General features: G+C 72.1%; 21 protein-coding genes and 1 pseudogene. 12 read left to right on the plus strand and 10 right to left on the minus strand.

The window, feature by feature from the left end; all coding sequences use genetic code 11:
* Both ACZ4YL_RS31675 and ACZ4YL_RS31680 read right to left on the minus strand, forming a co-directional pair.
* Window positions 1–549, minus strand: a 549-nt coding sequence (locus tag ACZ4YL_RS31675) for a GNAT family N-acetyltransferase (protein ID WP_468121247.1), incomplete at its 3' end; no start/stop codon positions are given.
* Between the two features lie 46 nt (window positions 550–595).
* On the minus strand, window positions 596–1,237 hold the full coding sequence (locus ACZ4YL_RS31680) for a hemerythrin domain-containing protein (RefSeq protein WP_468121248.1): 642 nt from the start codon (window positions 1,235–1,237) through the stop codon (window positions 596–598).
* Window positions 1,238–1,478: 241 nt separating this feature from the next.
* Between ACZ4YL_RS31680 and ACZ4YL_RS31685 the strand changes: the two genes are divergently transcribed.
* The 7 genes and pseudogenes from ACZ4YL_RS31685 to ACZ4YL_RS31715 all read left to right on the plus strand — a co-directional run.
* Complete coding sequence (locus tag ACZ4YL_RS31685; RefSeq protein ID WP_468121249.1) at window positions 1,479–2,372, plus strand: LysR family transcriptional regulator; 894 nt, start codon at window positions 1,479–1,481, stop codon at window positions 2,370–2,372.
* A 325-nt stretch (window positions 2,373–2,697) separates the two neighbouring features.
* The gene (locus ACZ4YL_RS31690) at window positions 2,698–2,886 is read left to right on the plus strand and encodes a hypothetical protein (protein WP_468121250.1); all 189 of its coding nucleotides are present in this window, start codon (window positions 2,698–2,700) and stop codon (window positions 2,884–2,886) included.
* Window positions 2,887–3,023: 137 nt separating this feature from the next.
* Window positions 3,024–3,359 (plus strand): lysine transporter LysE, encoded by a 336-nt coding sequence (locus ACZ4YL_RS31695; RefSeq protein ID WP_468121251.1) that lies wholly within the window; start codon window positions 3,024–3,026, stop codon window positions 3,357–3,359.
* A gap of 264 nt (window positions 3,360–3,623) precedes the next feature.
* A complete protein-coding gene (locus ACZ4YL_RS31700; RefSeq protein ID WP_468121252.1) occupies window positions 3,624–4,166 on the plus strand; it encodes a heme-binding beta-barrel domain-containing protein in 543 nt (180 codons plus the stop codon).
* A 130-nt stretch (window positions 4,167–4,296) separates the two neighbouring features.
* A complete protein-coding gene (locus ACZ4YL_RS31705) occupies window positions 4,297–5,094 on the plus strand; it encodes a polysaccharide deacetylase family protein (protein WP_468121253.1) in 798 nt (265 codons plus the stop codon).
* 88 nt (window positions 5,095–5,182) lie between these two features.
* Window positions 5,183–5,890, plus strand: a complete 708-nt coding sequence (locus tag ACZ4YL_RS31710) for a DsbA family protein (protein ID WP_468121254.1) — start codon at window positions 5,183–5,185, stop codon at window positions 5,888–5,890.
* A gap of 77 nt (window positions 5,891–5,967) precedes the next feature.
* Window positions 5,968–6,683, plus strand: a pseudogene (locus tag ACZ4YL_RS31715) (sigma factor-like helix-turn-helix DNA-binding protein); the annotation flags it as partial.
* A gap of 63 nt (window positions 6,684–6,746) precedes the next feature.
* On the opposite strand, the gene rox reads toward ACZ4YL_RS31715, so the two are convergent.
* Window positions 6,747–8,180: a rifampin monooxygenase gene (gene rox / locus ACZ4YL_RS31720; protein ID WP_468121255.1), complete on the minus strand. Its 1,434-nt coding sequence runs from the start codon at window positions 8,178–8,180 to the stop codon at window positions 6,747–6,749.
* Window positions 8,181–8,334: 154 nt separating this feature from the next.
* Here rox and ACZ4YL_RS31725 point away from each other — a divergent pair, with 154 nt between their 5' ends.
* The 4 genes from ACZ4YL_RS31725 to ACZ4YL_RS31740 all read left to right on the plus strand — a co-directional run bounded on the left by ACZ4YL_RS31725 (window position 8,335) and on the right by ACZ4YL_RS31740 (window position 12,944).
* Window positions 8,335–9,540 (plus strand): NAD(P)/FAD-dependent oxidoreductase, encoded by a 1,206-nt coding sequence (locus ACZ4YL_RS31725; protein ID WP_468121256.1) that lies wholly within the window; start codon window positions 8,335–8,337, stop codon window positions 9,538–9,540.
* A gap of 88 nt (window positions 9,541–9,628) precedes the next feature.
* Complete coding sequence (locus tag ACZ4YL_RS31730) at window positions 9,629–9,859, plus strand: hypothetical protein (protein ID WP_468121257.1); 231 nt, start codon at window positions 9,629–9,631, stop codon at window positions 9,857–9,859.
* A 261-nt stretch (window positions 9,860–10,120) separates the two neighbouring features.
* On the plus strand, window positions 10,121–12,193 hold the full coding sequence (locus ACZ4YL_RS31735) for an RICIN domain-containing protein (RefSeq protein WP_468121258.1): 2,073 nt from the start codon (window positions 10,121–10,123) through the stop codon (window positions 12,191–12,193).
* Between the two features lie 115 nt (window positions 12,194–12,308).
* Window positions 12,309–12,944, plus strand: coding sequence for a hypothetical protein (locus ACZ4YL_RS31740; protein ID WP_468121259.1), 636 nt, complete (start codon window positions 12,309–12,311; stop codon window positions 12,942–12,944).
* A gap of 108 nt (window positions 12,945–13,052) precedes the next feature.
* Here ACZ4YL_RS31740 and ACZ4YL_RS31745 read toward each other — a convergent pair whose 3' ends face one another.
* Complete coding sequence (locus ACZ4YL_RS31745) at window positions 13,053–13,937, minus strand: ATP-grasp domain-containing protein (protein ID WP_468121260.1); 885 nt, start codon at window positions 13,935–13,937, stop codon at window positions 13,053–13,055.
* Window positions 13,938–14,206: 269 nt separating this feature from the next.
* Between ACZ4YL_RS31745 and ACZ4YL_RS31750 the strand changes: the two genes are divergently transcribed.
* Window positions 14,207–15,094 (plus strand): endonuclease/exonuclease/phosphatase family protein, encoded by an 888-nt coding sequence (locus ACZ4YL_RS31750; RefSeq protein ID WP_468121366.1) that lies wholly within the window; start codon window positions 14,207–14,209, stop codon window positions 15,092–15,094.
* Here the strand turns inward: ACZ4YL_RS31750 and ACZ4YL_RS31755 are convergent.
* From ACZ4YL_RS31755 to ACZ4YL_RS31780, 6 genes are all read right to left on the minus strand, one after another.
* Window positions 15,089–16,057, minus strand: coding sequence for an NAD(P)-dependent alcohol dehydrogenase (locus tag ACZ4YL_RS31755; RefSeq protein WP_468121261.1), 969 nt, complete (start codon window positions 16,055–16,057; stop codon window positions 15,089–15,091). The genes ACZ4YL_RS31750 and ACZ4YL_RS31755 overlap by 6 nt on opposite strands.
* Window positions 16,054–16,287: a helix-turn-helix transcriptional regulator gene (locus tag ACZ4YL_RS31760; protein ID WP_468121262.1), complete on the minus strand. Its 234-nt coding sequence runs from the start codon at window positions 16,285–16,287 to the stop codon at window positions 16,054–16,056. Before ACZ4YL_RS31760 ends, ACZ4YL_RS31755 begins: the two co-directional genes overlap by 4 nt.
* Window positions 16,281–16,709: a hypothetical protein gene (locus ACZ4YL_RS31765; protein WP_468121263.1), complete on the minus strand. Its 429-nt coding sequence runs from the start codon at window positions 16,707–16,709 to the stop codon at window positions 16,281–16,283. The genes ACZ4YL_RS31760 and ACZ4YL_RS31765 overlap by 7 nt, the downstream gene beginning before the upstream one ends.
* A 157-nt stretch (window positions 16,710–16,866) precedes the next feature.
* On the minus strand, window positions 16,867–17,610 hold the full coding sequence (locus ACZ4YL_RS31770) for an SOS response-associated peptidase (protein WP_468121264.1): 744 nt from the start codon (window positions 17,608–17,610) through the stop codon (window positions 16,867–16,869).
* 37 nt (window positions 17,611–17,647) lie between these two features.
* Entirely contained in the window at window positions 17,648–19,645 is a 1,998-nt protein-coding gene (locus ACZ4YL_RS31775; protein WP_468121265.1) for a helix-turn-helix domain-containing protein, read from the minus strand.
* A gap of 107 nt (window positions 19,646–19,752) precedes the next feature.
* Window positions 19,753–21,144 (minus strand): MFS transporter, encoded by a 1,392-nt coding sequence (locus tag ACZ4YL_RS31780; RefSeq protein ID WP_468121266.1) that lies wholly within the window; start codon window positions 21,142–21,144, stop codon window positions 19,753–19,755.
* Window positions 21,145–21,175 lie beyond the last annotated feature (31 nt).

Genomic DNA, 21,175 nt, shown 5'->3' on the forward strand with positions numbered 1-21,175 from the left:
GGGGACCGTGCCGGTCCAGCCGGTCAGCCGGTAGCCGGGGTGCTGGGCATCGGCGGCCCGGAGGAGGCCGGCCCGGTCCGTCTCGTCGAGGCGCATGAGGAGGTGGTCCAGGGTCAGTGCCCGGCGGAATCCCCGCCGTTCGCAGAAGGCTTCGCCGGGGCTGTCGGCCGCGGCTGTGGTGATCAGGGCGCGCCGGTTCTCGGTTCGGCAGGCCGCGACGGCCGTGGCCAGCAGGCGGGATCCGGTTCCCCGGCGCCGGTGTGCGGGGCCGACGTGGAGTTCGAGTTCGGCGAGGTGTTTCTGGCCCGGGGAGGTGAACACCCGCAGGCCGGCGACGGCGACCGCGGTGCCGTCCGTCGTGGTGGCCAGCCAGGTCAGCCGGTGGCTGCCCAGAGCGGGCCGGGTGAGCTGGGCGTGGACCTGTCCGGGGTCGGGGGCCGGTACTCCGGGCAGATCGTGGGCCGTTGAGGCCGCGACGACTTGATACCAGGCGGCGGCCTCGGCCGCCGAAACGCGCTGGAGCGGATGGACATGTATGGATTCGGACAAGGTGACGGCTTTCGTGTTCGGGGCGGTCGTACGTGATGAGGCTGCGTCAGGCCGTGGTGCCCGGACCCCAGCGGTCGAGATCGGCGTACGCCGGGATCCACCGGGCGGTGCAGGCGGCGTAGGCGGGTGCGGACAGCCGGGCGAGGAGCCTCTCCGCCGTCGGTTCGTCGGCGCCGTCCAGCAGCCACGGCAGCAGCAGCGGTGCGTCCTGGTCGATGTACCGGGCCTGGACCCGGTTGAAGTGGCCCCACTGCTCGGCCGTCAGCACCCGCTGGAGCAGCGGGAGCGCCGTTCCCTCCTCGTGCTTGAGGTGGCCTGCCAGGCCGCGGGTCAGAGCGTCGGCGAGCTGGCCCAACCACAGCGAGTCGGCACCGGGGTCGGTCAGCGCGCCGTCGATGGCGTGGATCACCGTGGCGATGGCGGCATGTTCGGCCTCCATCACCTCCAGCAGCGCCAGGTCCTTCGGCCGGCCGGCCAGATTCCGCCGCAGCGACGGCCACAGCGCGTCGTCCTCGGCCGTGAGGTGGGCATGGAGGGCCTTCTTGAACAGCGTCCATCCGGCCGTGGTGGCCAGCACCTGCCGCGGGTCATGGTCCGCGGCGGTGGTGAGCCGGTCCAAATGGGCCAGTTCCCGGCGCAGGGCGTCATGCATCGCGTACATCACGGTCAGGTCGATGGCATCGCTCATGAGCGGTTCGAAAGCGTTCCGGTGTGCTCACCGGTCACTGCCCTGACGTGGCTGAAGGCACGACGCGCCGATGACGGGACGAAGGCGCCGGTGGGGCACCTCATCGCGTCCGACCGTACGAACGGGGGTTTGTGCACGCGTGACTGCATGCCTCAAAGATCTTGCAGTTCGGGCGTATGATCAAGGAACACTTGTGCGCGGTTCCATAACCGCCAGGTTATCGACGAAGGGCCGTGGGCCGGTGGAGCTGCGGGACATCGAGATCTTCCTGGTGCTGGCCGAGGAGCTGCATTTCGGCCGGACCGCACAGCGGCTGCACATCTCCCAGGCGCGCGTCAGCCAGGCCATCAAGAAGCAGGAACGGCGCATCGGCGCCGAGCTGTTCGCCCGTACCAGCCGCACGGTGCGCCTGACGGAGGTCGGCCGCCAGTTCCGCGACGATCTGCAACCGGTCTACGCGGGCCTGCACGAATCCCTGGAACGCGCCCAGCTGGCGGCCCGCGGCATCACCGCGCAGCTCCGCGTCAGCCTGATGCCCTTCAACGTCGCCGAGCTGCACCCCTATTGGAGGGCGTTCCGCGCCCGGTATCCGCACTGGGGACTCCAGGTCCGTCAGGCGACCTTCACCGATGTGTTCGGCCAGCTCCGCAACGGTGCGATGGATGTCGTGGTCGGCTGGCTGCCGGTGGAAGAACCGGACTTCACCGTCGGGCCGATCCTGTGCACCGACTCGCGGATCCTCGCCGTGGCCGCCGACCACCGGCTCGCGGGACGGGACTCGGTACCAGTGGAGCTGCTCGCCGACTTCCCGCACGGCACTGCCCACGGCCTGCCGGACTACTGGGAGGACAGCTACCTGCCCTTCCACACCCCCCGAGGCCGGCCGATCCAGCGCATCACCTCCGCGGCCTCGGACAACGCCGATCAACTGATCAACCACGTCGGCATGGGCGAGATCATCCACACCTTCCCCGGCCATGTCACCAGGCACTGGGGCATGTCGAACATCCGATGGCTTCCGCTCCCCGACATGGCCGCCCTGCACTTCGCCCTGGTCTGGCGGACCGAAGCCGAGAACGACCTCATCCGCGCTCTGGCCGACACGGTGCGAGACCTCGGCGTGTTCCGCTTCTGACGAGACGTGCGGCGTGAGCCGGACGGCCCTGCGGACGGAGAGCACCGCGAGGCGGCCGCGGCAACGTCCTATGGGCCCTGATCAGTAACCGGCGCCTCTACGACGTCGTGCCACCCGAGCCAACCAGCCGGCCGTTGTCGCAACGACAGGCGTTGTGACTGCGGGCAGCCCAGAAACGTGCTGGCCGGCATCTGATCCATAGTGGATGCTGCACGTGTGATCGAGCGAGAGACGCAGTTCGTATCGTCGAGGAAGAGCTGGATCGCGAGAACCAGAAGTGGACCGCTCTAGGCGTGGACCCGCTGCGCACCACAGTGCTGCACGCATGCCAGCAGTACGCATCCTGCGCCAGAGACTGCCGATGTTGTCTCTGGCGCAGGCCCTTGAGTACATGAGTGCGCTGCTGCACGCCGAGGCCCCAGCCCACCTTGTGGCGATCGCCGTTGAACAACTCATCGAACCCATGAACCCGGTGCTCGCCGTGCGGACCATCCGTCAGGGAAGGCTCGGCTAGTGGATCTGACCTACGACGGTTGACTTCTCCATTGGGAAGCCGCTCCTGAGCGCCTCCGCAACCATTCAGGCCCAGCGCGGGTCCTCGGTACCAGGCCCCCCGTGCGGGGGCGCCGTACGCGAGGGTGGAGGAGCGTCATGGGGGTCCGCAGGGCAGTGAAAAGCGTCGGCGAGTTCCTGATCGAGGCCGTTGGAGAAACCGTCGGCGAGGCGATCCTCACCCTGCTCGCCTGCGCCCTGCTCGGCTGCCTGGTGCTGATCGCCTACCTGAGCTGGTCCTTCAGCCCACGCTTGACCGTGGTGGGGGCCGGGCTGCTCAGCCTCTTCCTCGCCCACGGCGCCTGGCAGACCTTCCACGGCCCCGCCAAGGGTGGTCGTCGGGGCCTCGCCGCCCTGACCACGGCCGGCTTCATCCTGACCGCGGGGACGACCGTCTTCCTGTTGTTCTACGCCACAGGCTGCGGCTGCCTCTGAGCACGCTCGACTTCACGCACGCCCACACCAGCATGGGTCCATGACGTAGCCGCGTTTCTGCCCCGTTTCCCCGGCACAGCCTTCCCCACCACAGGGTGCGCGTTCCCATCACGGAGAAGCCGAGCGGCACGGAGGGGAAGGGGTGCGCCATCACGACGTGGTCGGTGTCCTGCGGGTCCAGGACCGGCTCGTGGTGTTCGTGGAGGGTGAGCGGAGCCTCTAAGCTGCGGGATTCGGCGGTACTCGCAGACAGACAAGGTGAACATGTTCGAGTCGGTGCAGGAAAATCCCTACCCTGACAGCCACGTCCTCGGCGAGGGCCCCGAGCCGCACCCGCTGCTGCGGCCCGTACTGCCCCTGCTGGGACGCTGGCACGGCCGCGGGCAGGGCGAGTACCCGACCCTCGAGAAGGACTTCCGCTACGAGCAGGAGATCACCTTCAGCCACGACGGCCGCCCCTTCCTGCGCTACGAGGCACGCGCGTGGCTGATCGACGGGTCCGGGGCGCCGGTGCGGCCGGCGGGCCGTGAGGCAGGGTGGTGGCGGGTGACTCCCGACGCCGGGCTGGAGGTCGTGCTCGCCCACCCGACGGGCATCGTGGAGACGTACGTCGGGCAGGTGTCCGGTGCGGAGTTCGAGATCGAGACCAAGGACGTGGCGCTGACCCCGCTCGCCAAGGAGGTCACCGGCACACGACGGCACTACACGGTCGGGAACGGCGAGATGACGGTCGTCCACGACATGGCTGCCGTGGGACAGCCCCTGCAGCACCACCTCACGACGCACCTGCGGCGGCGCCCGTCGTAGGTGGCGTCTGCAGGAGATCACCCGGGTGCCCCGGCACGGGCTGCGGGTGCTGCGGCCCGCGGCGTCGCACACTCGGTGACAGGCCGGAGCCGAAGGCCGTGACCGTAGGGAGTGACCGACCGTGGTGGATGTGGAACGACGCTCCGCCCTGGCGGGCCTGCTGTGCGCGGGGCTCACCGGGTTCGCGGGGCTCACCGGGTTCGCGCCCGCCTCCCCGGCCGCGGCCGCGCCCGCGCCGGGTCGCACCGCCCGGGCCGCCGCCGGTCCCCGCCCGCCTGCGTCGCTGCTGGGCGACGAGATCCGCCGGCTGCCCACCTCCAGCAGGGTCCTGGCCCTCACCTTCAACGCCGCCTGGGACGTCGACGGGATCGACACGGTGCTGGCCGAACTGCGCCGGCGAAAGCTGCCCGCCACCTTCTTCCCGACCGGCGCGTTCGCCGAGGCCCACCCCGCGGCGGTGCGTTCCATCGCCGACGCGGGGCACGGCCTCGGCAACCACTCGTACAGCCACCCCTACTTCGACGACCTCAGCACCACCGAGCGGGCGGACGAGGTACGCGGGGCCGACGCGGCCATCCGGGCGGCGTCCGGGACCGAGCCCCTGCCGTTCTTCCGTTTCCCCTACAGCTCCACCACCCCGGAGTCCATCACCGACGTCAACGACCTGGGCTACGCGGCGATCGAGTTCAGCGCCGACACGAACGGCTACCTCGGCCCGCAGGGCGGCATGAGTGTGGACAAGGCCGTCAAACGGGCCGTCGACGCCTTCGTTCCCGGGGCGATCATCCAGATGCACGTCGGCAGCAACGGCTCCGGCGTCGTCCTCGACGCCGAAGCCCTTCCCCTGATCGTCGACGCCGCCCTGGCCGAGGGCTACGAGGTCATCGACCTGCGCCAGTTCCTCGAAGGCGCGGCGGGGGTCCGCTGACGGCCGGTTCGGCGGGCGGAATACCGGTGCGCGCCGGGGCCGCCGACCACGTACTGTCTCCCCTGTTGATCACGGGGAGAGGGCATACATGCGGGTCGGATCCAGACGCGGCTTCCTGGTCGCGGCGGCGGCCCTCACCGCCTCGGCGTCCGTCGGCGCCTGCCGCAGCAGGAACGGCGGGAGCGACGACCCGCTCGACGTCTCGGCGAGCGCGAATCTGCCCGCCGCCCCGGAATCCCTGGCCGCCGACGGCACCACCATCGTGCTCGGCGACCCCGGCGCTCCTCTCGCCGTCCGGCTGTACGAGGACATGAGCTGCCCGGCCTGTGCCGAGTTCGAGACGGAGGGCACCGCCCCGTACCTGAAGCGCGCGGCCCGCAACGGCGCGCTGCAGCTGCAGTTCACGCTGGGGTCCTTCCTCGGCCCGGGATCGAAGTTCGCGGCGAACGCCCTGCGCGCCGCCCTGGATCAGAGCAGGTTCGCCGACTACCACGACCTGCTGTACCGCGAACAGAGCAGGGTGCGGAAGTCCGGGGGCTTCACGCGGGACCGGTTGCTGGGCATGGCCATCATGATTCCGGGCCTGCGCGGCCCCGAGTTCGACGCGGCGGTGCTGGAGACGAAGCACCGGGACTTCGTCGAAGCCGCCGACGAGGTGCTCCGTACGTCACCCGTCCTGGGAACCCCCGCCATGGCGATCGGCGGAGCCTTCGTCCCGTCGGACAGCCACGAGCTCTACACCGATCGCAGCCGCCTCTACCGGCGCCTCAGGAAGGCGGCCCGGACCGAGGAGTAGGCGAGGCCGCTGCCACGGAAAAGGCCGCTCCGGCTCCCCCAACCCCTATGCGGGCGAAGCTGGTTACCCGGTCGATCGTGGTCGGCCGGGTGTGTCTGGACATGCTGCGCCCGCGCGGCACACGGCGCGAGGATCCGCTGCACGACCAGGACGGGCAGGTCCGCCTTCCCGACCCGATCGTCAGCCGCGCGGACGGGCCCGACCCCGAGCAGGAGATCCTGCTGGCCGACTCGGTCGGCATCGCCCTGATCGTCGTCCTGGACACCCTCGCCCCCGCCGAGCGTCTGGCCTTCGTCCTGCACGACCTGTTCGCCGTGCCCTTCGACGAGATCGCCCCCGTGCTCGGGCGTTCCGCCGCCACGCCCCGGCAGCTCGCGAGCCGGGCCCGGCGCCGTGTCCAGGGCGCGGTGCCCGCTCCGGACCCCGACCGGGCCCGCCTGCGCGGCATCGTCGATGCCTTTCTCGCCGCCTCGCGCGGCGGGGACTTCGACGCGCTCGTCGCGGTCCTCGACCCCGATGTGGTGGCCCGCTCCGACGGCGGCGCGCTGCGCCCCACGCTGCTCCGGCGCGGCGCGGCCGAGGTCGCCTCCCAGGCGATCACCTTCGCGCGGTTCGCCGAGGCGGCCCATGCGGCGCTGGTCAACGGGGTCCCCGGGGCGGTCGCGATGGCGGAGGGCCGGCGCTGTCGGTCATGGCGTTCACCATCCGGGACGGAAGGATCACCGCGCTCGACGTCCTCACCGACCCCGAGCGCCTGGCACGCATCGACCTGAGCGTCGTCCAGGGCGGCTGAGTCGCCGCCAGGCACGCCGTACGGGGCCGGGCCCGACCGGGCCCGGCTCCGTACGGGCTGCGCTCAGGCGGTGGGGGCGCCGAACCAGGTGGGCAACCGGTCGAGCAGATCGTGCTGGTCGGCGCCGACCCACGCCACATGTCCGTCGGGGCGGAGCAGCATCGCGGGCACGTCCAGTTCCTCGCTGTCGTCGACGACATGGTCGATCCGGTCGGCCCAGCCCGTCACCGAGAGTTGGCCGGTCCGGTCCAGCAGCAGTCCGCGCCCGCCGCGCATCAGCTCGTACAGGCGCCCTTGCTTCAGCGTGATGTCCCGCGTCCGCCGGCCGAGCAGTTCGTGGCCCTCGCCGAAGTCGTAGCGGACCCCGACCGCGGAGGTCATCTCGGTCACGTACCGGTTCACCTCCTCGAAGTCCAGCAGCTCCGAGAACAGCTCCCGCAGCGCCACCGCGCCCGGGTCCGCGCCCAACAGCACGCCCTGCGCCCGGGTGTTGGCGATGACGCGGGACGCCACGGGGTGCCGTTCGGCCTCGTAGCTGTCCAGCAGGCCCTCCGGCGCCCAGCCGGCCACCTCGGCGGCCAGCTTCCAGCCGAGGTTGAAGGCGTCCTGCACGCCCAGGCTGAGGCCCTGGCCGCCGGTCGGCGGGTGGACGTGCGCCGCGTCGCCGGCCAGCAGCACCCGGCCGACCCGATAGCGCTCGGCCTGTCGGCTGCCGTCGCCGACGCGGGACAGCCAACGCGGCGAGTGCACGCCGAAGTCGGTGCCCGCGAACTCCCGCAGCTGCCGCTTCAGCTCCTCCAGGGTCGGCTCGGTGGCACGGTCCTCGGCCGCCCCGTCGGCGGGCACGATGATCCGGTACACCCCGTCCCCCATGGGGACGGTCCCGAACCGTACGTGCACCTTGCGGGCCTCGGCCGTGACGGCGGCCACCGTCTCCGGCTCCGCGGTCACCTCCATGTCACCGAGCAGCGTCTCGACCTTGGCGGCCTCGCCGGGGAAGCCGATACCGAGCAGCTTGCGCACCGTACTGCGGCCGCCGTCGCACCCGACGAGATGGCGCGAGCGCAGCCGCGTACCGTCGGCCAGCTCGACGCTCACCCCGTCCTCGTCCTGGCCCAGCCCGACCAGTTCACAGCCGCGCCGGATCTCGGCACCGAGCTCGACGGCCCGGTCGGTGAGCAGCTGTTCGGTGACGGTCTGCGGTGTCGCGAGACCGTACGGGTGCGCGGTGTCCAGACGGTCGGGCCGTAGCTTGAGGAGGCCGCCGAAGTCGCTGGTCGTGAACGGCTCGCTGACCGCGAGGAACCGGTCCAACAGCCCGCGCTGGTCGAGCATCTCGACGGTGCGTACGTGTATCCCGCGGCCCCGGGACTGGCCGGCCGGTTCGACCAGCTTCTCCAGCACGACGGTTCGTACGCCGGCGAGGCGCAGTTCGGCGGCCAGCATCAAACCGGTCGGTCCACCGCCGGCAATGATCACGTCGGTCGTGTCGATCATCGAAATTCCCCTGTCCGCAGGTCCTGGCTTCGGCCGCCCATTCTGCGGTACGGCCGCCCCAGGCCCCCGGGGAGTGACCTGCCTCACACCCTGTCACATTCCGGGATCTCACGGTGTCTTGATGTCGAACCCGTCAAGAAGAAGGAGAAACACCATGACGCAGCACACCGAAGTGGTCGTGATCGGCGGCGGATACGCAGGTGTCATGGCGGCCAACCGTCTGACGCAGCGCGACGGCGTGACGGTGACCCTGATCAACCCGCGTGCGACGTTCGTCGAGCGGATCCGCCTGCACCAGCTGGCGGCCGGGACCGACGACGCGGTCGTCGAGTACCGCGAGGTCCTGGCCGAGGGCGTCCGGCTGGTCGTGGACACCGTGACGCGGATCGATGCCGCGCAGCGCAGCGTGGCGTTGGGGACCGGTGCCGCGCTCGGCTACGACTACCTGGTCTACGCGGTGGGCAGTGGCAGCGCCGGCCCGCGCGTGCCCGGGGCCGCCGAGTTCGCCTACCCGATCACCACCCTGGAGGAGACGCAGCGACTGCGGCCGGTCCTCGACGCCGCAGCCCCCGAGGCGGCGGTGACGGTGGTCGGGGCGGGGCCTACGGGCATCGAGGCCGCCGCCGAGCTCGCGGAACAGGGCCGCCGCGTGACCCTGGTCTGCGGTGGGGTGCTCGGCCCCTACCTGCACGGCCGGGGCCGCCGCTCGGTCGCCGGGCGGCTGGCCAGGCTCGGGGTGACCGTGCTCGACGGCCCCGGGACGAAGGTGACGGCGGTGACCCGTGACGCGGTGGAGCTCGGTGACGGCCGCGAGGTGCCGAGCGAGGTGACCATCTGGACCGCCGGCTTCGGTGTGCCGGACCTCGCCGTGCGCAGCGGGCTGAGCACGGACGCCCTGGGCCGCCTGCTCACGGACGAGACGCTGACGAGCGTGGACGACGTACGCGTCGTCGCGGCGGGCGACTCGGCGGCGCCGTCGGACCTGCCGCTGCGGATGAGCTGCCAGGCCGCGATGCCGCTGGGCGCGCGGGCCGCCGACACGGTGCTCAGCCGGATCGACGGCGAGCAGCCCTCGACCCTCAACCAGGTGTTCGCCGGACAGTGCATCAGCCTGGGCCGAGGTGCCGGCATCTTCCAGTTCGCCCACAAGAACGACGTGGCGCTGTGGTTCCACATCGCCGGTCGGCCCGGGGCGAAGGTCAAGGAGGTTGTCTGCAAGGGCACCGTCAAGCACCTGGCCGTCGAGGCGGGCAAGCCCGGTTCGTACGGCTTGCACCGCGTCTCGGGAGGGGACCAGCGCGGGCGGCGGCTGCGGGCCGAGCTCGGCGAGACGGCGGCCACCGCCGCACGGTCCGTCTGACCACGCCCTGCCCGCTCTTGACCGGCACCGGACAGCCGGGTCGCACCGAACGGCCGACCGCCATCCGCTCTTCACCGTCGCCTACGAGATGCTCGGCTCCGGGGCCGGCGCCGGGGCCGTCTTCGTGGGCGACGGCGGCGGCGCCGAGCAGGCCGCGGCCCGCCCGATCGCGATCCGGCGGCACCCGGGCCGGGTGCCCGACGAGCGCACCCCGGACGAACTCCCGGGCCCCGAACCGCCTTCCGCGGTGCTCCGGCGCCCGCCGCGACCGCCGCACCTCACGGGTCGTGACCGAGGGAATTCAGCAGGTAGTAATTAGGTGAATTTCTGACTGAATTCCCGTCAACAAGCCTCCGGTTCATATCTCGATTTGATAACAACCCATCCGGAAAGGACTGGACCATTGAGACGCGACGCGCGTAACTCGCTTTATTTCATTGCGAGTTGAGTGTTCGTCAAATCAGGTCGACAGGTAACGGAATGATTTCTCGGAGCGCGCCCCCGTTTGTCCGAATTCTCCTCCGCATTCGTCTGGCAGGCTTCCGCGAACCCAGTCTTCCGACAACGATTTGAGGTGCCCATGACAGGACGTCGCAGACGGCCTGCCGCCGCCGACCACCGCCGCAAACCCCGGCGGTTGATACTCGTCACCGCCGCCACGGCAGCGGCAGGGCTGATAGCCGCAGGCATCGCGTACTCCGGAATCGGCGACGGCGCCCAGGCGGCGGCTCCCGTGGTGGAGGCCGCCGCAGAGGCACCGGCCGCCGCACCGGCCCGTGACCAGGAGCCGGATCCGATCGCGGCCGCACCCGCCAACGAAAACGCGCGCGGCATGATCTACGACGGCCTCCAGGCCGCGCCGAAGGGCGACCGGTGCGTGGGTGTCTACCGCACCGACACCGGGCTGTGCACACACGGCCCCGATGCCCCGCCCAAGGGCGTCGACATCACGAAGGACATCGAGCCCGCCGTCAAGGAGACGGCTCCGGCGGCCGATCCGGCCCGCCCCGCGGCCGATGACCCGGCGAGCAAGGAAGGCGGCGGGCGTCCTCAGGACGCGCCCGCGGCCGACGCGTCGACGGCCACCAAGGCCTCCGCACCCGAACCCGCGGCGGGCGCCGCGACCGGCGGCCAGAACGTCGCCGCCGGCCCCGCCGGTCAGACCGTCCAGTGCGACGGCGACGGCAGCACCGGCAACCGCGTGCAGGTCGCCTACGTCCACGCACCGGGCAAGGACCGCTACTCCGAGTACGTCGCCTCGTTCCGCAAGTGGGCGGCCGACGCCGACCTCATCTACTCGGCGAGCGCCCAGGAGACCGGCGGAGTACGTCACATCCGCTATGTGACGGCCGCCGACTGCACCCCCACCGTGCTCAACATCGAGCTCCCGGCCTCGGCTCTCGCCGAGTTCAGCGCGACCAACAACGCGCTCGCCGGCAAGGGTCTCGACCGCCGCGACCGCAAGTACATGATCTTCGCCGACACCCAGATCTACTGCGGCATCGGCACCTTCGCGGGCGACGAGCGGCCCGGCCAGGCCAACCAGAGCAACTTCGGTCCCTCCTACGGGCGTACCGACTCCGGCTGCTGGGGCGGTCACACCGCCGCCCACGAACTCGGACACAACCTGGGCGCGGTCAACAACAGCGCCCCGAACACCAGCCGTGGCGCGCACTGCACCGACGAGTACGACGTCATGTGCTACTCGGACACCCCGTACTACCCGCAGATGCGCAACGTCTGCACCAACCAGGCGTCCGAGAACATCCTGGACTGCAACCACGACGACTACTTCCACACCAGCCCCAAGGCCGGAAGCTACCTGGCCACGCACTGGAACATCGCGGACAACCAGTTCCTGATGAAGAGCAAGGGCGGCGGTGGCGGCACGGACCCGGGTCCGAACCCCTCCCCCACGCCCACCAAGAAGCCCTCGCCGACGCCGACCAAGAAGCCCTCCGGCGGACCGGCCGTGACGGCGGGCCAGATCCAGTCCGACTCGGTCGTCGTGAGCTGGCCCAAGGTCGACGGCGCCTCCTGGTACGCGGTGCAGCTCAACGGCAAGCACCTGACGTGGGTCCAGTCCCAGGTGCTCCGCATCTACAACCTGCAGCCCAACACCGCCTACAACGTCACCGTCTCGGTCCGCGACAGCTCCGGGCGTGACAGCGGACCCGGCAAGGCCGCGTCCTTCCGTACGACGGGAGCGGGCGGCGGCACCACCACCCCGGGCGCCAAGTACGTGCTCGGCAACGGCAGCAGCGGCATGGCCGCGGAGCTGTGGGGCGGCCGCACCGCCGACGGCACCGTCCTCGTGGGCGGCCGCACCAACGGGTACGCCCAGCAGCAGTGGTACTTCGACGACGCGGGCAGCGGCCAGGTGCGCATCCGGTCGGCGGCCTCCGGCAAGTGCCTCCAGCCGGGCGGCACCCCCGCCGCGGGCATGTGGGTCGCACAGCAGCCCTGCGGCAACGGCAACGGCGCGCAGGCCTGGAAGCTGACGTCCCGAGGTGGCGCGGTGACCGTGACGGACGCGAGCGGCGGCTTCGCCCTCACCGTCAGCAACCGCCCCTACTACGGGTACTGGCTGCTCGACCTCCAGCGTGCCGACGGCCGCGCGACGCAGGCCTGGACCCTGCAGAAGTCCGGCTGATCACCGTCATGGCGCAGCACATCCTGACGCCCTGACGGCGTGAACCCACCCGGCGGACGGCCGCACCGCGCGGCCGTCCGCCGGTACCCCTCATCTTGACCGGAGCACCCCGACGATGCGCATACGAATCGTTTTCTCGGCCGCCCTGGCCGCACTCGGCCTCATGTTCCTGCTCCCCACCGCGGCCCACGCCCACGGTGACACCGTGAAGGTGGTGGTGAAGGGGCAACGGGAGGGTCACGTCACCGCCGACGTCACCTGGGAGAACGACGGGGACGCCGTGGACGAGGCCGTCGCCGCGACCGTGAACGCGGTCAGCGTCGACGGCTCCCGCACCATGGGGCCCTGGCGCCTGGTGCGCGATCCCGCCGCGGCGCCGGCGGGCTGGACCACGGCCGAGGCGCTGCCGCCGGGTTCGTGGAAGGTCAGCGTCGACGTGGGCTTCCCGGCCCTGGGGCACGGCGAACTCGAAGTGGGCGTACCCGTGGTGGACCCGGCTCCGGTTGCTCCGACCCCGGTGGCCTCCGCGGCGGCTCCCGCCCCGTCGTCCGCCGCACCGGTGTCCTCGGCGGCCTCCCCCGCCGCGGCACCGGCCGCCTCCACGGCGCAGGCCGCGGAACCGGCCGCCGACACCCAGGGGTACGCCGTCTGGTGGACGACGGCGGGTGTGGCGGTGACCGCCGTGGCGGGCGCGGCCGTGGGTCTCCTGCTCCGCCGCCGCCGACGCGTGCGGCTCGACCGTCTCAGCTAGCCCGGTCCGGGCTGGTTCGCGAAGCCCCGGTCACGGGGGGCCGGAGCGCCAGGGGGTGTCTTGTCGATCGGGCCGGGCCCGAACGGCAGGGCACCCCCTGCGCCGTGTCTACCGGCCCGTGGCCAGCGCGGCGGCGACCGCCTCGGCGAAGCGCTCCAGTCCCTGCGGGTTGATGCTCAGGAACAGGTTCGGCTCGATGAGTTCCAGCTCCATGACCACGGGTTCCCTGGCCCCGCTCAACGCCAGGTCCACCCGGGCGAACAGCAGGTCGCCCGCGGCGGGAACCGCGGCCAGCGCCGCCCGTGCCGTACGGAGCTCCGCCTCCGACGGCCGGTAGGGGGCGGCACCGGGGTGCGGCACCCTGAAGTTGTCGATCAGCCCCGCCTCCGTCAGCAGGGCCTCCTTGCGGATCGCGTGGCTGAAGGTGCCGCCGAAGAAGATCAGCGCCCGCTCCCCCTCCTCCACCAGCGGCAGGTACGGCTGGACGATCGTGGTGCGGCCCTGCTCCAGCAGCATCCGCGCGTGGCGCTCGGCGTCCGCCCGGCGGCCGGGCTCGTAGCGCGCGGTGTCCCGTGCGCCCGAGGAGACGGCCGGCTTGACCACCACCCCGTGCGGCCCGTCGAAGTCCGCCGCGTCGCAGGCTCCGCCCGGTTCGAGGACCCTGGTCGGTACGACCGGGACCCCGCGCTCGGCGAGCTCCAGCAGATAGCGCTTGTCGCTGTTCCAGCGCACCAGCGGCGCCGGATTCCACAGCCGGGTGACCTTGGCCGTCGCGTCCGCCCAGGCCAGGAACTCAGCCAGCCGGTCCGCGTAGTCCCAGGTCGACCGGATGACCGCGAGGTCGTAGCCGTCCCATCCCGGTGCGTCCGCGTCCCAGGCCACCGCCTGCGCGGACAGGCCCGCGGCGCGCAACGCCGCCAGGATCAGCGGGAGATCCGCGTCCTGGTCGGCGCCGCCCTGGCTCGTCACGACCGCGATCCTCGCCGTACCCATACGCGTCTCCCGTCCTCACGCCTCGGACCGCCCGGTGCGGCCGCAACCCCGGACGATCACTCTTCCACAGACGCCCGGGCGGGAACCCGGCCGCCCGGTCATGCGTCGTACCCGAGGTGGAAGACGGTCCGAGGCAGACAGGTGGGGCTCCGGTGGCGGTGGACGTGGCGGGGAGCGGCGCGCGGCGCACCGCCCGGTGGCGCTGGGGCACCGATGCCCGGGGCCGTACGCCCTGGACGCGCGGGCGTGTTCCCGCGGCGCTCGCCGTACTGAGCGCCGCGCTGCTGGTGTTCCACTCCGCGGTCCCCAATGCGGTGGGCCGGCTCGGCAGTGCGCTGGAGGCCCTCCTGCCCTGGCTTGGCCTCGCGGTCCCGGTCCTGCTCGTCCCGGCGCTGGTGCGCCGCTCGTTCACCGCGCTGGTGGCCGTGCTGCTGCCCGCGGCCGCGTGGGCGGGCCTCTTCGGCGGGCTGCTGCTGCCGGCGGACCGTGGCCCGCACGACATCACGGCCCTCCAGCACAATGTGAGTGACGAGAATCCGGATCCCACGGGCACCGCGCGCGCCCTGATCGGGTCCGCGCCGGATCTCATCGCCCTGGAGGAGCTGACGCCCTCCGCGCTGCCGGCCTACGAGGCGGCGCTGGCGGCCTCGTACCCGTACCACGCCGTCGAGGGCACGGTCGGACTCTGGTCGAGGCACCCCCTCACCGACGTACGCCGTGTGGACATCAGGCCCGCGGGCATCGGGGAGGGCTGGAACCGTGGCCTGCGCTGTGGTGTGCGCACGCCCGAGGGTGAGATCGCGGTGTACGTGGCGCACCTGCCCTCGGTCCGTTTCCGGGCGAGCGGTTTCGGCTCAGGCCCGCGGGACGAGAGCGCGCGGCTGCTGGGTGCGGCCGTCGCCGCCGAGAAGCTGGAGCGGGTGATCCTGCTGGGTGACCTCAACAGCACGGTGGACGACCGCGGGCTCGCCCCGCTGACCTCCCGGTTGAGCGCGCCGCGGCGGGGGCTCGCCCTCAGCTGGCCCGCGGCCCTCCCGGTCGCCCGGATCGACCAGATCCTGACCCGCGGGGGGACCGCTGCCGAGGTCCGGACGCTGCCCGCCACCGGCAGCGATCACCTGCCGGTCGCCGCCCGCATCAGGCTGGACGCCTCATAGCCGGATGGCGATCTTGCCGCGCACCTGGCCGTCCCGCAGGTAGCGAATGGCGTCGGGTACCTCGGCCAGCGGGTAGGTCCGGTCGACGGCGGGGGTCACCGAGCCGGCCTCGATGAGCTCGGTGAGGGCTTCGAGGTCGCGGTGGCGCACCAGGGTGCCGTGCGCGCGCAGCCGGTGGCCGACGAAGGGGGACAGCAGCATCGCGGCCAGCTGCCGCTGGTTGCCGCCGATCCAGTTGCCGCCGCCTTCTCCGCCGACGATGACGAGGGTCCCGCGGGGGGTGAGGGCGTTGCGCAGCCGGGCGATGGGCCGGTTGCCCGCGATGTCCAGGATGACGTCGTAGCGGTGGCTGCCGTCGACGGGGTCCTGCTGCGTGTAGTCGAGGACCTCGTCGGCGCCGAGGGAGCGGACCAGGTCGGTCTTGGTGGTGCTGCACACTCCGGTGACGTGGGCGCCGTAGGCCTTGGCCACCTGTACGGCGAAACTGCCCACGCCGCCCGAGGCGCCGAGGACGAGGACACTCTGGCCGGCCTTGACCTTTCCGCTGTCCCGTACGGCGCCCAGGGCGGTGCACGCGGAGACGGGCACGGCCGCGGCCTGTTCGAAGCTGAGGGAGGCCGGCTTGGGTGCGAGGGTGTTCTCCTTGGCGCGGGCGTACTCGGCGAACGACCCGGAGCAGTTGCCGTACACCTCGTCGCCCGGCCGGAAGCGGGTGACCTCGGGGCCGACGGCTTCGACCACCCCCGCGACGTCCATGCCGCGGACGCGCGTCCTGGGTGTCCGCAGGCCCGACACGGCGCGGACCGCGTAGGGCAGGCCCGCCATGAGGTGCCAGACGCCCTGGTCGACGCCGGCCGCGTGCACCCGTACGAGGACCTCGCCCCGGCCCGGCTCCGGCCGGTCCATCTCTTCGATGCGCAGGACCTCGGGCGGTCCGTAGACGTCCTGGACGATGGCCTTCATGCGTCGTCTCCCTCTGTGGAGGTGTACTGGAACACGGTGTCGAGCGGTACAGCGAACGCACGTGCGATCTCGAACGCCTTCTCCAGGGAAGGGGAGTAGCGGCCCTGTTCGATGGCGATGACGGTCTGACGGGTCACGCCGATCCGGCGGGCGAGCTCGGCCTGGGTCATCTCGCCGTTGGCGAAGCGCAGGGCACGGATGCTGTTGGTGACCCTGGTGGGCCTCACCACGGGTGGAAGCCCAGCCGGTACGAGGAGATCTTCGCGGTCGACGCGAGCAGCGCCGACAGGACGAATCCCAGGTAGATCGCGTTGGCGATCCAGAACTGGTCCGCCTGGGCCATCGCGAGGATCATCCCGGTCACGGCGCCGATCGCGACGAACGACTGTCCGATGTGCTCACCGAACTGGTGGATCTCCCGGTCGCGCTGGTCCTTGACCTTGCCCTCCTCGGGGGAGAGCAGCGCCACGGTGATGTGGAGGGCGATCGAGGCGACGATCGCCGCGCCGACCGTCCACAGCAGCGCGGCCGCGTAGGGCTGCTGGGCCAGGGGCCCGCTTCCGGACCCCCCGAGAACGACGGCCAGATACGCCCCGTACGACACCACCGTCACCACGATCATGATCCACGCACGTTTCTCCTCGACTGCCACTGCCACTCCCCATGTAAAGAAAACCCGACATCGGCAGTGTCAAGGAATCAGGACACGGTGTCAATATTTCTTTACCTCTCCGGGCAGCGGGCCGCCCGCCGACGGCCGGAGCCGGTTCCCGGAGTTGCTTCTCGGCGGCCCGGGGCGGGAGATGTCCTCAGCGACCCGGGGCGGGGGGCGCTTCGAGGAGTTCGGGCCCGTTGTTGCGCACGCTGTTGACCGCGGTCGACACGGCGCGGACGTCGAGCCGGCCGCCCGCGGGAGCGGCGAGCAGGGCGCGCAGGGCGTCCGGGTCCTGGTGGGATGGGTCGAGCCAGGCCTCGTAGTCCGCCGGGGCGAGCGCGAGCGGCATCCGGGGGTGGACCCGGCCGGCGGCGTCGGTGGCCTCGGTGGTGATGATCGTGCAGGTCGCCCACCACGCCGCCGGGTCGTCGGCGGCGGCGACGGCCGGGTCGCGCCAGAACTCGTACAGCCCGGCCATCGCCATCACGTCGCCGTCCTCGGGACGGATGAAGTACGGCTGCTTGTAGGCCTTCACGGAACCGGAGGCGGGCACGGGCTCCCACTCGTAGAACCCGTCGGCGGGCAGCAGGCACCGGCGCTTGGCGAAGGCACGCCGGTAGGCCGGCTTCTCGTGCACCGTCTCCACCCGCGCATTGATCATCTTCGCGCCGCCGGCCAGGCTCTTCGACCACGAGGGCACCAGCCCCCACCGCAGGGGGCGCAGTTGCCGTTCCAGTACCCCGCTCTCCCGGTCGGCGCGCTCCAGCACCGCCCACACGGCATCGGTGGGGGCGACGTTCCAGCTCGGCTCCAGCACGTGCCCCGGATCCGGGGGCGTGGCCTGGAAGAGGCCGGACAGGTCCTCGGGACTGCGGGTGGAAGCGTAACGGCCGCACATACCGTCCACCCTGCCAGCTGAACCGGGTCCGCGCAGGCTACGCCGCGAAGTCGCCCGGGCCGGGGCCGTCGTGGCGGTTCACCTGATGGATGCGCAGCGCGAGTTGGAGCTCCAGCGCCCGCTCCGGGCGCTGCCAGTCACGGCCGAGCAGGCTGCCGATGCGGTCCAGGCGCTGCACGACGGTGTTGACGTGCACGTGGAGGGCCTCGGCGGCCCGGGACTGGCTCGCGCCCGTGTCGAAGTAGGCCCGCAGGGTGTGGGTGAGGTCGGTGCCGCGCTTCGCGTCGTACGCGAGCACGGGGCCCAGGGTCTGCCGTACGTAGCCGCCCAGATCCGTCTGGTCGCCGAGCAGTACGCCGAGGAAGCCCAGGTCGTGGAGGGCAGCACCGGTGCCTTCGCGGCCCAGGGCGCGCAGCGCGGTCCGGCAGCGGCGGGCCTCGGCGTAGGCGTCGGCGAACTCCGCGGGACCGGTGACCGGACCGGCGGCTCCGACGGTGACGGGACCGGCGAGGACCTGGCGCAGCTCGTTCGCGAGGCTCGCGGCGGCGGGGCCGGGGCCGGCGGCGGGGCCTGGGGCGGGGCCGGGGCCCGGTCGGGGGGCGGGATCCTCGGCGGGGCAGACCAGGACGACATCCTCGTGGTGCAGTCCGGCGAGTCCCTTGCAGGCCTGGGCGATGCGGGCGGCGGCAGCCAGCAGCCGGGGCCTGGGCACGGCCCCGGTGTGCAGGACGAACACCGCGTGCGGATGGCCCAGGTTCATGCCGAGCCGGCGGGCCCGCGCCGACAGTCCGGCCGGGTCGGCGGCCCGGGTGAGCAGGTCGCCCAGCAGTTCGCCCCGTATCCGGTCCTCGGTCTCGGCGACCGAACGGCGCAGGAGCAGCAGCAGGGCGGTGACCAGGCTGGCGCGCTCGAAGAGGCGGCGGTCGGCGTCGTCGAGGTCGGCGCGGCCGGTCAGGGCGATGCTGCCGAGCAGTTCCTGCCCGGCGAGGACCGCGCACACCCAGGTTCCGTGGGCGAAGACGGCGCGTCCGCCGGCCCGCGAGGCGACGACGGCCTCGGCGGACGGAGGCCGCGGGTCGGTGCCCGCCCGGGCGAGCTCGGCCCCCTCGGCGTCGTGGACGAGGGTGCCGCCCTGCAGGACGGTGCCGATGGCGGTGGCCACGTCGGTGACGTCGCCGCCGCCCAGCACCAGGTCGGTGAGCCGGTCGTGGGCGTCCTCGGCCCGGCGCATGGCCTCGCTGTGCGCCTCGATGGTCCGCGAGGCCGCGTTGAGGTCGACCAGTGCGGTGCGCGTCTCGTCCAGCAGGCGGGCGCCGTCGATGGCGATGGCGGCGTGGTCGGCGAGGGAGGACAGCAGGGCGACCTCGTCGGGCGTGAAGGTACGGGCGGTGCGGTCGGCCGCGTAGAGGACGCCGATCACCCGGGTGCCCAGGCGCAGCGGTACGCCGAGGATGGCCCGTAGGCCCTCCTCGGCGACGGCGCTGTCGATCGTCGTGGTGTGCCTGAAGCGCTGGTCGTCGCGGTAGTCGCCGGTGGAGTACGGGCGGGACGTCTTCGCGACCAGTCCGCCCAGCCCCTCCCCCATCCCGAGGCGCACGCGCTGGAAGGCGGCGGAGACCGAGCCGTCCGTCACCCGCATGTAGGTGTCGCCCGCCTCCTCGTCGTTGAGGGACAGGTACGTCACGTCCGTGCCGAGGAGCAGCTTGGCCCGGTGGACGATCGCCTTCAGCACGGCGTCCGGTTCCCTGAGCCGGGCGAGGTCGCCGGCGGTGTCGAAGAGCGCGGCGAGTTCGGCCTCGCGGCGGCGGTGCTGGCCGAGGGTGCGGCGGATGCGGAGCGCGACGCGGGTCGCGTCCGCGATCACCGCCGCGTCCGCGGCCGCCTGCGAGCCGGCCTCCGCGTCGGGGAGTTCACCGTCCTGGAACGCCTCGGCGGGCGCGCCCTGATCCAGCAGGTCCAGGAGGTTGCGCAGCCGCAGCAGCGCGCCGGTGCCGGTGCCGGTGCCGGTGCTCCCGCTGTCTTGGGTGGTGGGCATCGGGTGCTCTCCGTGATGCTCGACGCGGACGGGGCGGCACCGTTCGAGCCGGTGCCGCCCGCGCTCAGCAGGCCCGTAAGGCCCGCAAGGGTCGGAAGGCCCGGTGGTCAGTTGTCGGCCGGCACCGGGTCGTGCCCGGCCCGGCGGGCGGCCGGGACCGGTGCGGGTACCGGGGTGTGTTCCCGGGCCAGGCTACGCCCGCGGGTCTCCTTGGCCACCAGGACGGTCAGCGTGGTGACCGCAGCCGCCGTGGCGAGATAGACGGAGACGGGCAGGGACGAGTCGTAGTCGCGCAGCAGGGCCACGGCGATGATCGGTGCGAGCGCGCCGCCGATGATGGAGGCCAGCTGGGACCCCATCGAGGCGCCGGAGTAGCGGACCTCGGTGTCGAACATCTCGGAGATGAAGGCCGCCTGCGGTCCGTACATCGCGCCGTGCAGGAGCAGACCGACGGTCACGGCCGCGGCGATCACCGGGAAGGACTTGGAGTCCAGCAGCGCGAAGAACGCGAACGCCCAGCCGATCATGCCCACCGAGCCGAAGAGGGTGACGGCGCGGCGCCCGATGCGGTCGGACAGTGCGCCCCAGGCCGGGATGGCCACGAAGTGGACGGCGGAGCCGATGAGTACGGCGTTCAAGCCGTCGCTCTTGGGCAGCCCGAGGTGGCTGGTGACGTAGACGAGGAGGAAGGCGGTGATGACGTAGTACGAGATGTTCTCGCCGAGGCGGGTGCCGATCGCGGTCAGGACCCCGCGCCAGTTCGTACGGAACACCTCGGCCACGGGTGGCTTGGCCTTGGCCCCGGCGGCGGCCCGCTCGGCGGCCCTGGCCTGCGCCTCCAGGAAGACCGGGGACTCCGAGACGGACATCCGGATCCACAGGCCGATCATCACCAGCACCCCGGAGAGCAGGAACGGGATCCGCCAGCCCCAGGCCAGGAAGGCCGCGTCGGACTGTACGGCGGCCAGGACGGCGAGTACCCCGGTGGCCAGCAGATTGCCTCCGGGCGCGCCGGCCTGCGGCCAGGAGGCCCAGAAACCGCGGCTCTTGTCGTCCCCGTGCTCGGAGACGAGCAGCACCGCCCCGCCCCACTCGCCGCCGAGCGCGAACCCCTGGACCAGGCGCAGGAGGGTGAGGAGGATCGGGGCGCCGACGCCGATGCTCGCGTGGGTGGGGAGCAGGCCCATGGCGAAGGTGGCGCCGCCCATGAGGAGCAGGCTGAGGACGAGGAGCTGCTTGCGGCCGATCTTGTCCCCGTAGTGGCCGAAGACCAGCCCACCCAGCGGGCGGGCCGCGAAGCCGATCGCATAGGTCAGGAAGGCGAGGAGGGTACCGACCAGGGGCTCACTGCCGGGAAAGAACAGCTCGTTGAAGACCAGTGCGGCGGCCGAGCCGTAGAGGAAGAAGTCGTACCACTCGATGGTGGTCCCGATGAGGCTGGCGGCGACGATTCTCCGGATGCCGGACGGGGCCGGTGCGGCCGTTGCGGGGGAGGTCATGGACACCACTTCCGGGGGGTCTGCGGGGACG

This window comes from Streptomyces sp. NPDC030021 (assembly GCF_055574035.1).

Bases quoted from the DNA above. Each gene is read 5' to 3' on its own strand.
- ACZ4YL_RS31695 (WP_468121251.1), top strand. From the start codon at position 3,024: ATGGGGGTCCGCAGGGCAGTGAAAAGCGTCGGCGAGTTCCTGATCGAG.
- ACZ4YL_RS31700 (WP_468121252.1), top strand. From the start codon at position 3,624: ATGTTCGAGTCGGTGCAGGAAAATCCCTACCCTGACAGCCACGTCCTC.
- ACZ4YL_RS31690 (WP_468121250.1), top strand. From the start codon at position 2,698: ATGCCAGCAGTACGCATCCTGCGCCAGAGACTGCCGATGTTGTCTCTG.
- ACZ4YL_RS31730 (WP_468121257.1), top strand. From the start codon at position 9,629: ATGCTCGGCTCCGGGGCCGGCGCCGGGGCCGTCTTCGTGGGCGACGGC.
- ACZ4YL_RS31745 (WP_468121260.1), bottom strand. From the start codon at position 13,937: ATGGGTACGGCGAGGATCGCGGTCGTGACGAGCCAGGGCGGCGCCGAC.
- ACZ4YL_RS31780 (WP_468121266.1), bottom strand. From the start codon at position 21,144: ATGACCTCCCCCGCAACGGCCGCACCGGCCCCGTCCGGCATCCGGAGA.
- ACZ4YL_RS31770 (WP_468121264.1), bottom strand. From the start codon at position 17,610: ATGTGCGGCCGTTACGCTTCCACCCGCAGTCCCGAGGACCTGTCCGGC.
- ACZ4YL_RS31725 (WP_468121256.1), top strand. From the start codon at position 8,335: ATGACGCAGCACACCGAAGTGGTCGTGATCGGCGGCGGATACGCAGGT.
- ACZ4YL_RS31710 (WP_468121254.1), top strand. From the start codon at position 5,183: ATGCGGGTCGGATCCAGACGCGGCTTCCTGGTCGCGGCGGCGGCCCTC.
- ACZ4YL_RS31775 (WP_468121265.1), bottom strand. From the start codon at position 19,645: ATGCCCACCACCCAAGACAGCGGGAGCACCGGCACCGGCACCGGCACC.
- ACZ4YL_RS31755 (WP_468121261.1), bottom strand. From the start codon at position 16,057: ATGAAGGCCATCGTCCAGGACGTCTACGGACCGCCCGAGGTCCTGCGC.
- ACZ4YL_RS31680 (WP_468121248.1), bottom strand. From the start codon at position 1,237: ATGAGCGATGCCATCGACCTGACCGTGATGTACGCGATGCATGACGCC.
- ACZ4YL_RS31740 (WP_468121259.1), top strand. From the start codon at position 12,309: ATGCGCATACGAATCGTTTTCTCGGCCGCCCTGGCCGCACTCGGCCTC.
- ACZ4YL_RS31735 (WP_468121258.1), top strand. From the start codon at position 10,121: ATGACAGGACGTCGCAGACGGCCTGCCGCCGCCGACCACCGCCGCAAA.
- rox (WP_468121255.1), bottom strand. From the start codon at position 8,180: ATGATCGACACGACCGACGTGATCATTGCCGGCGGTGGACCGACCGGT.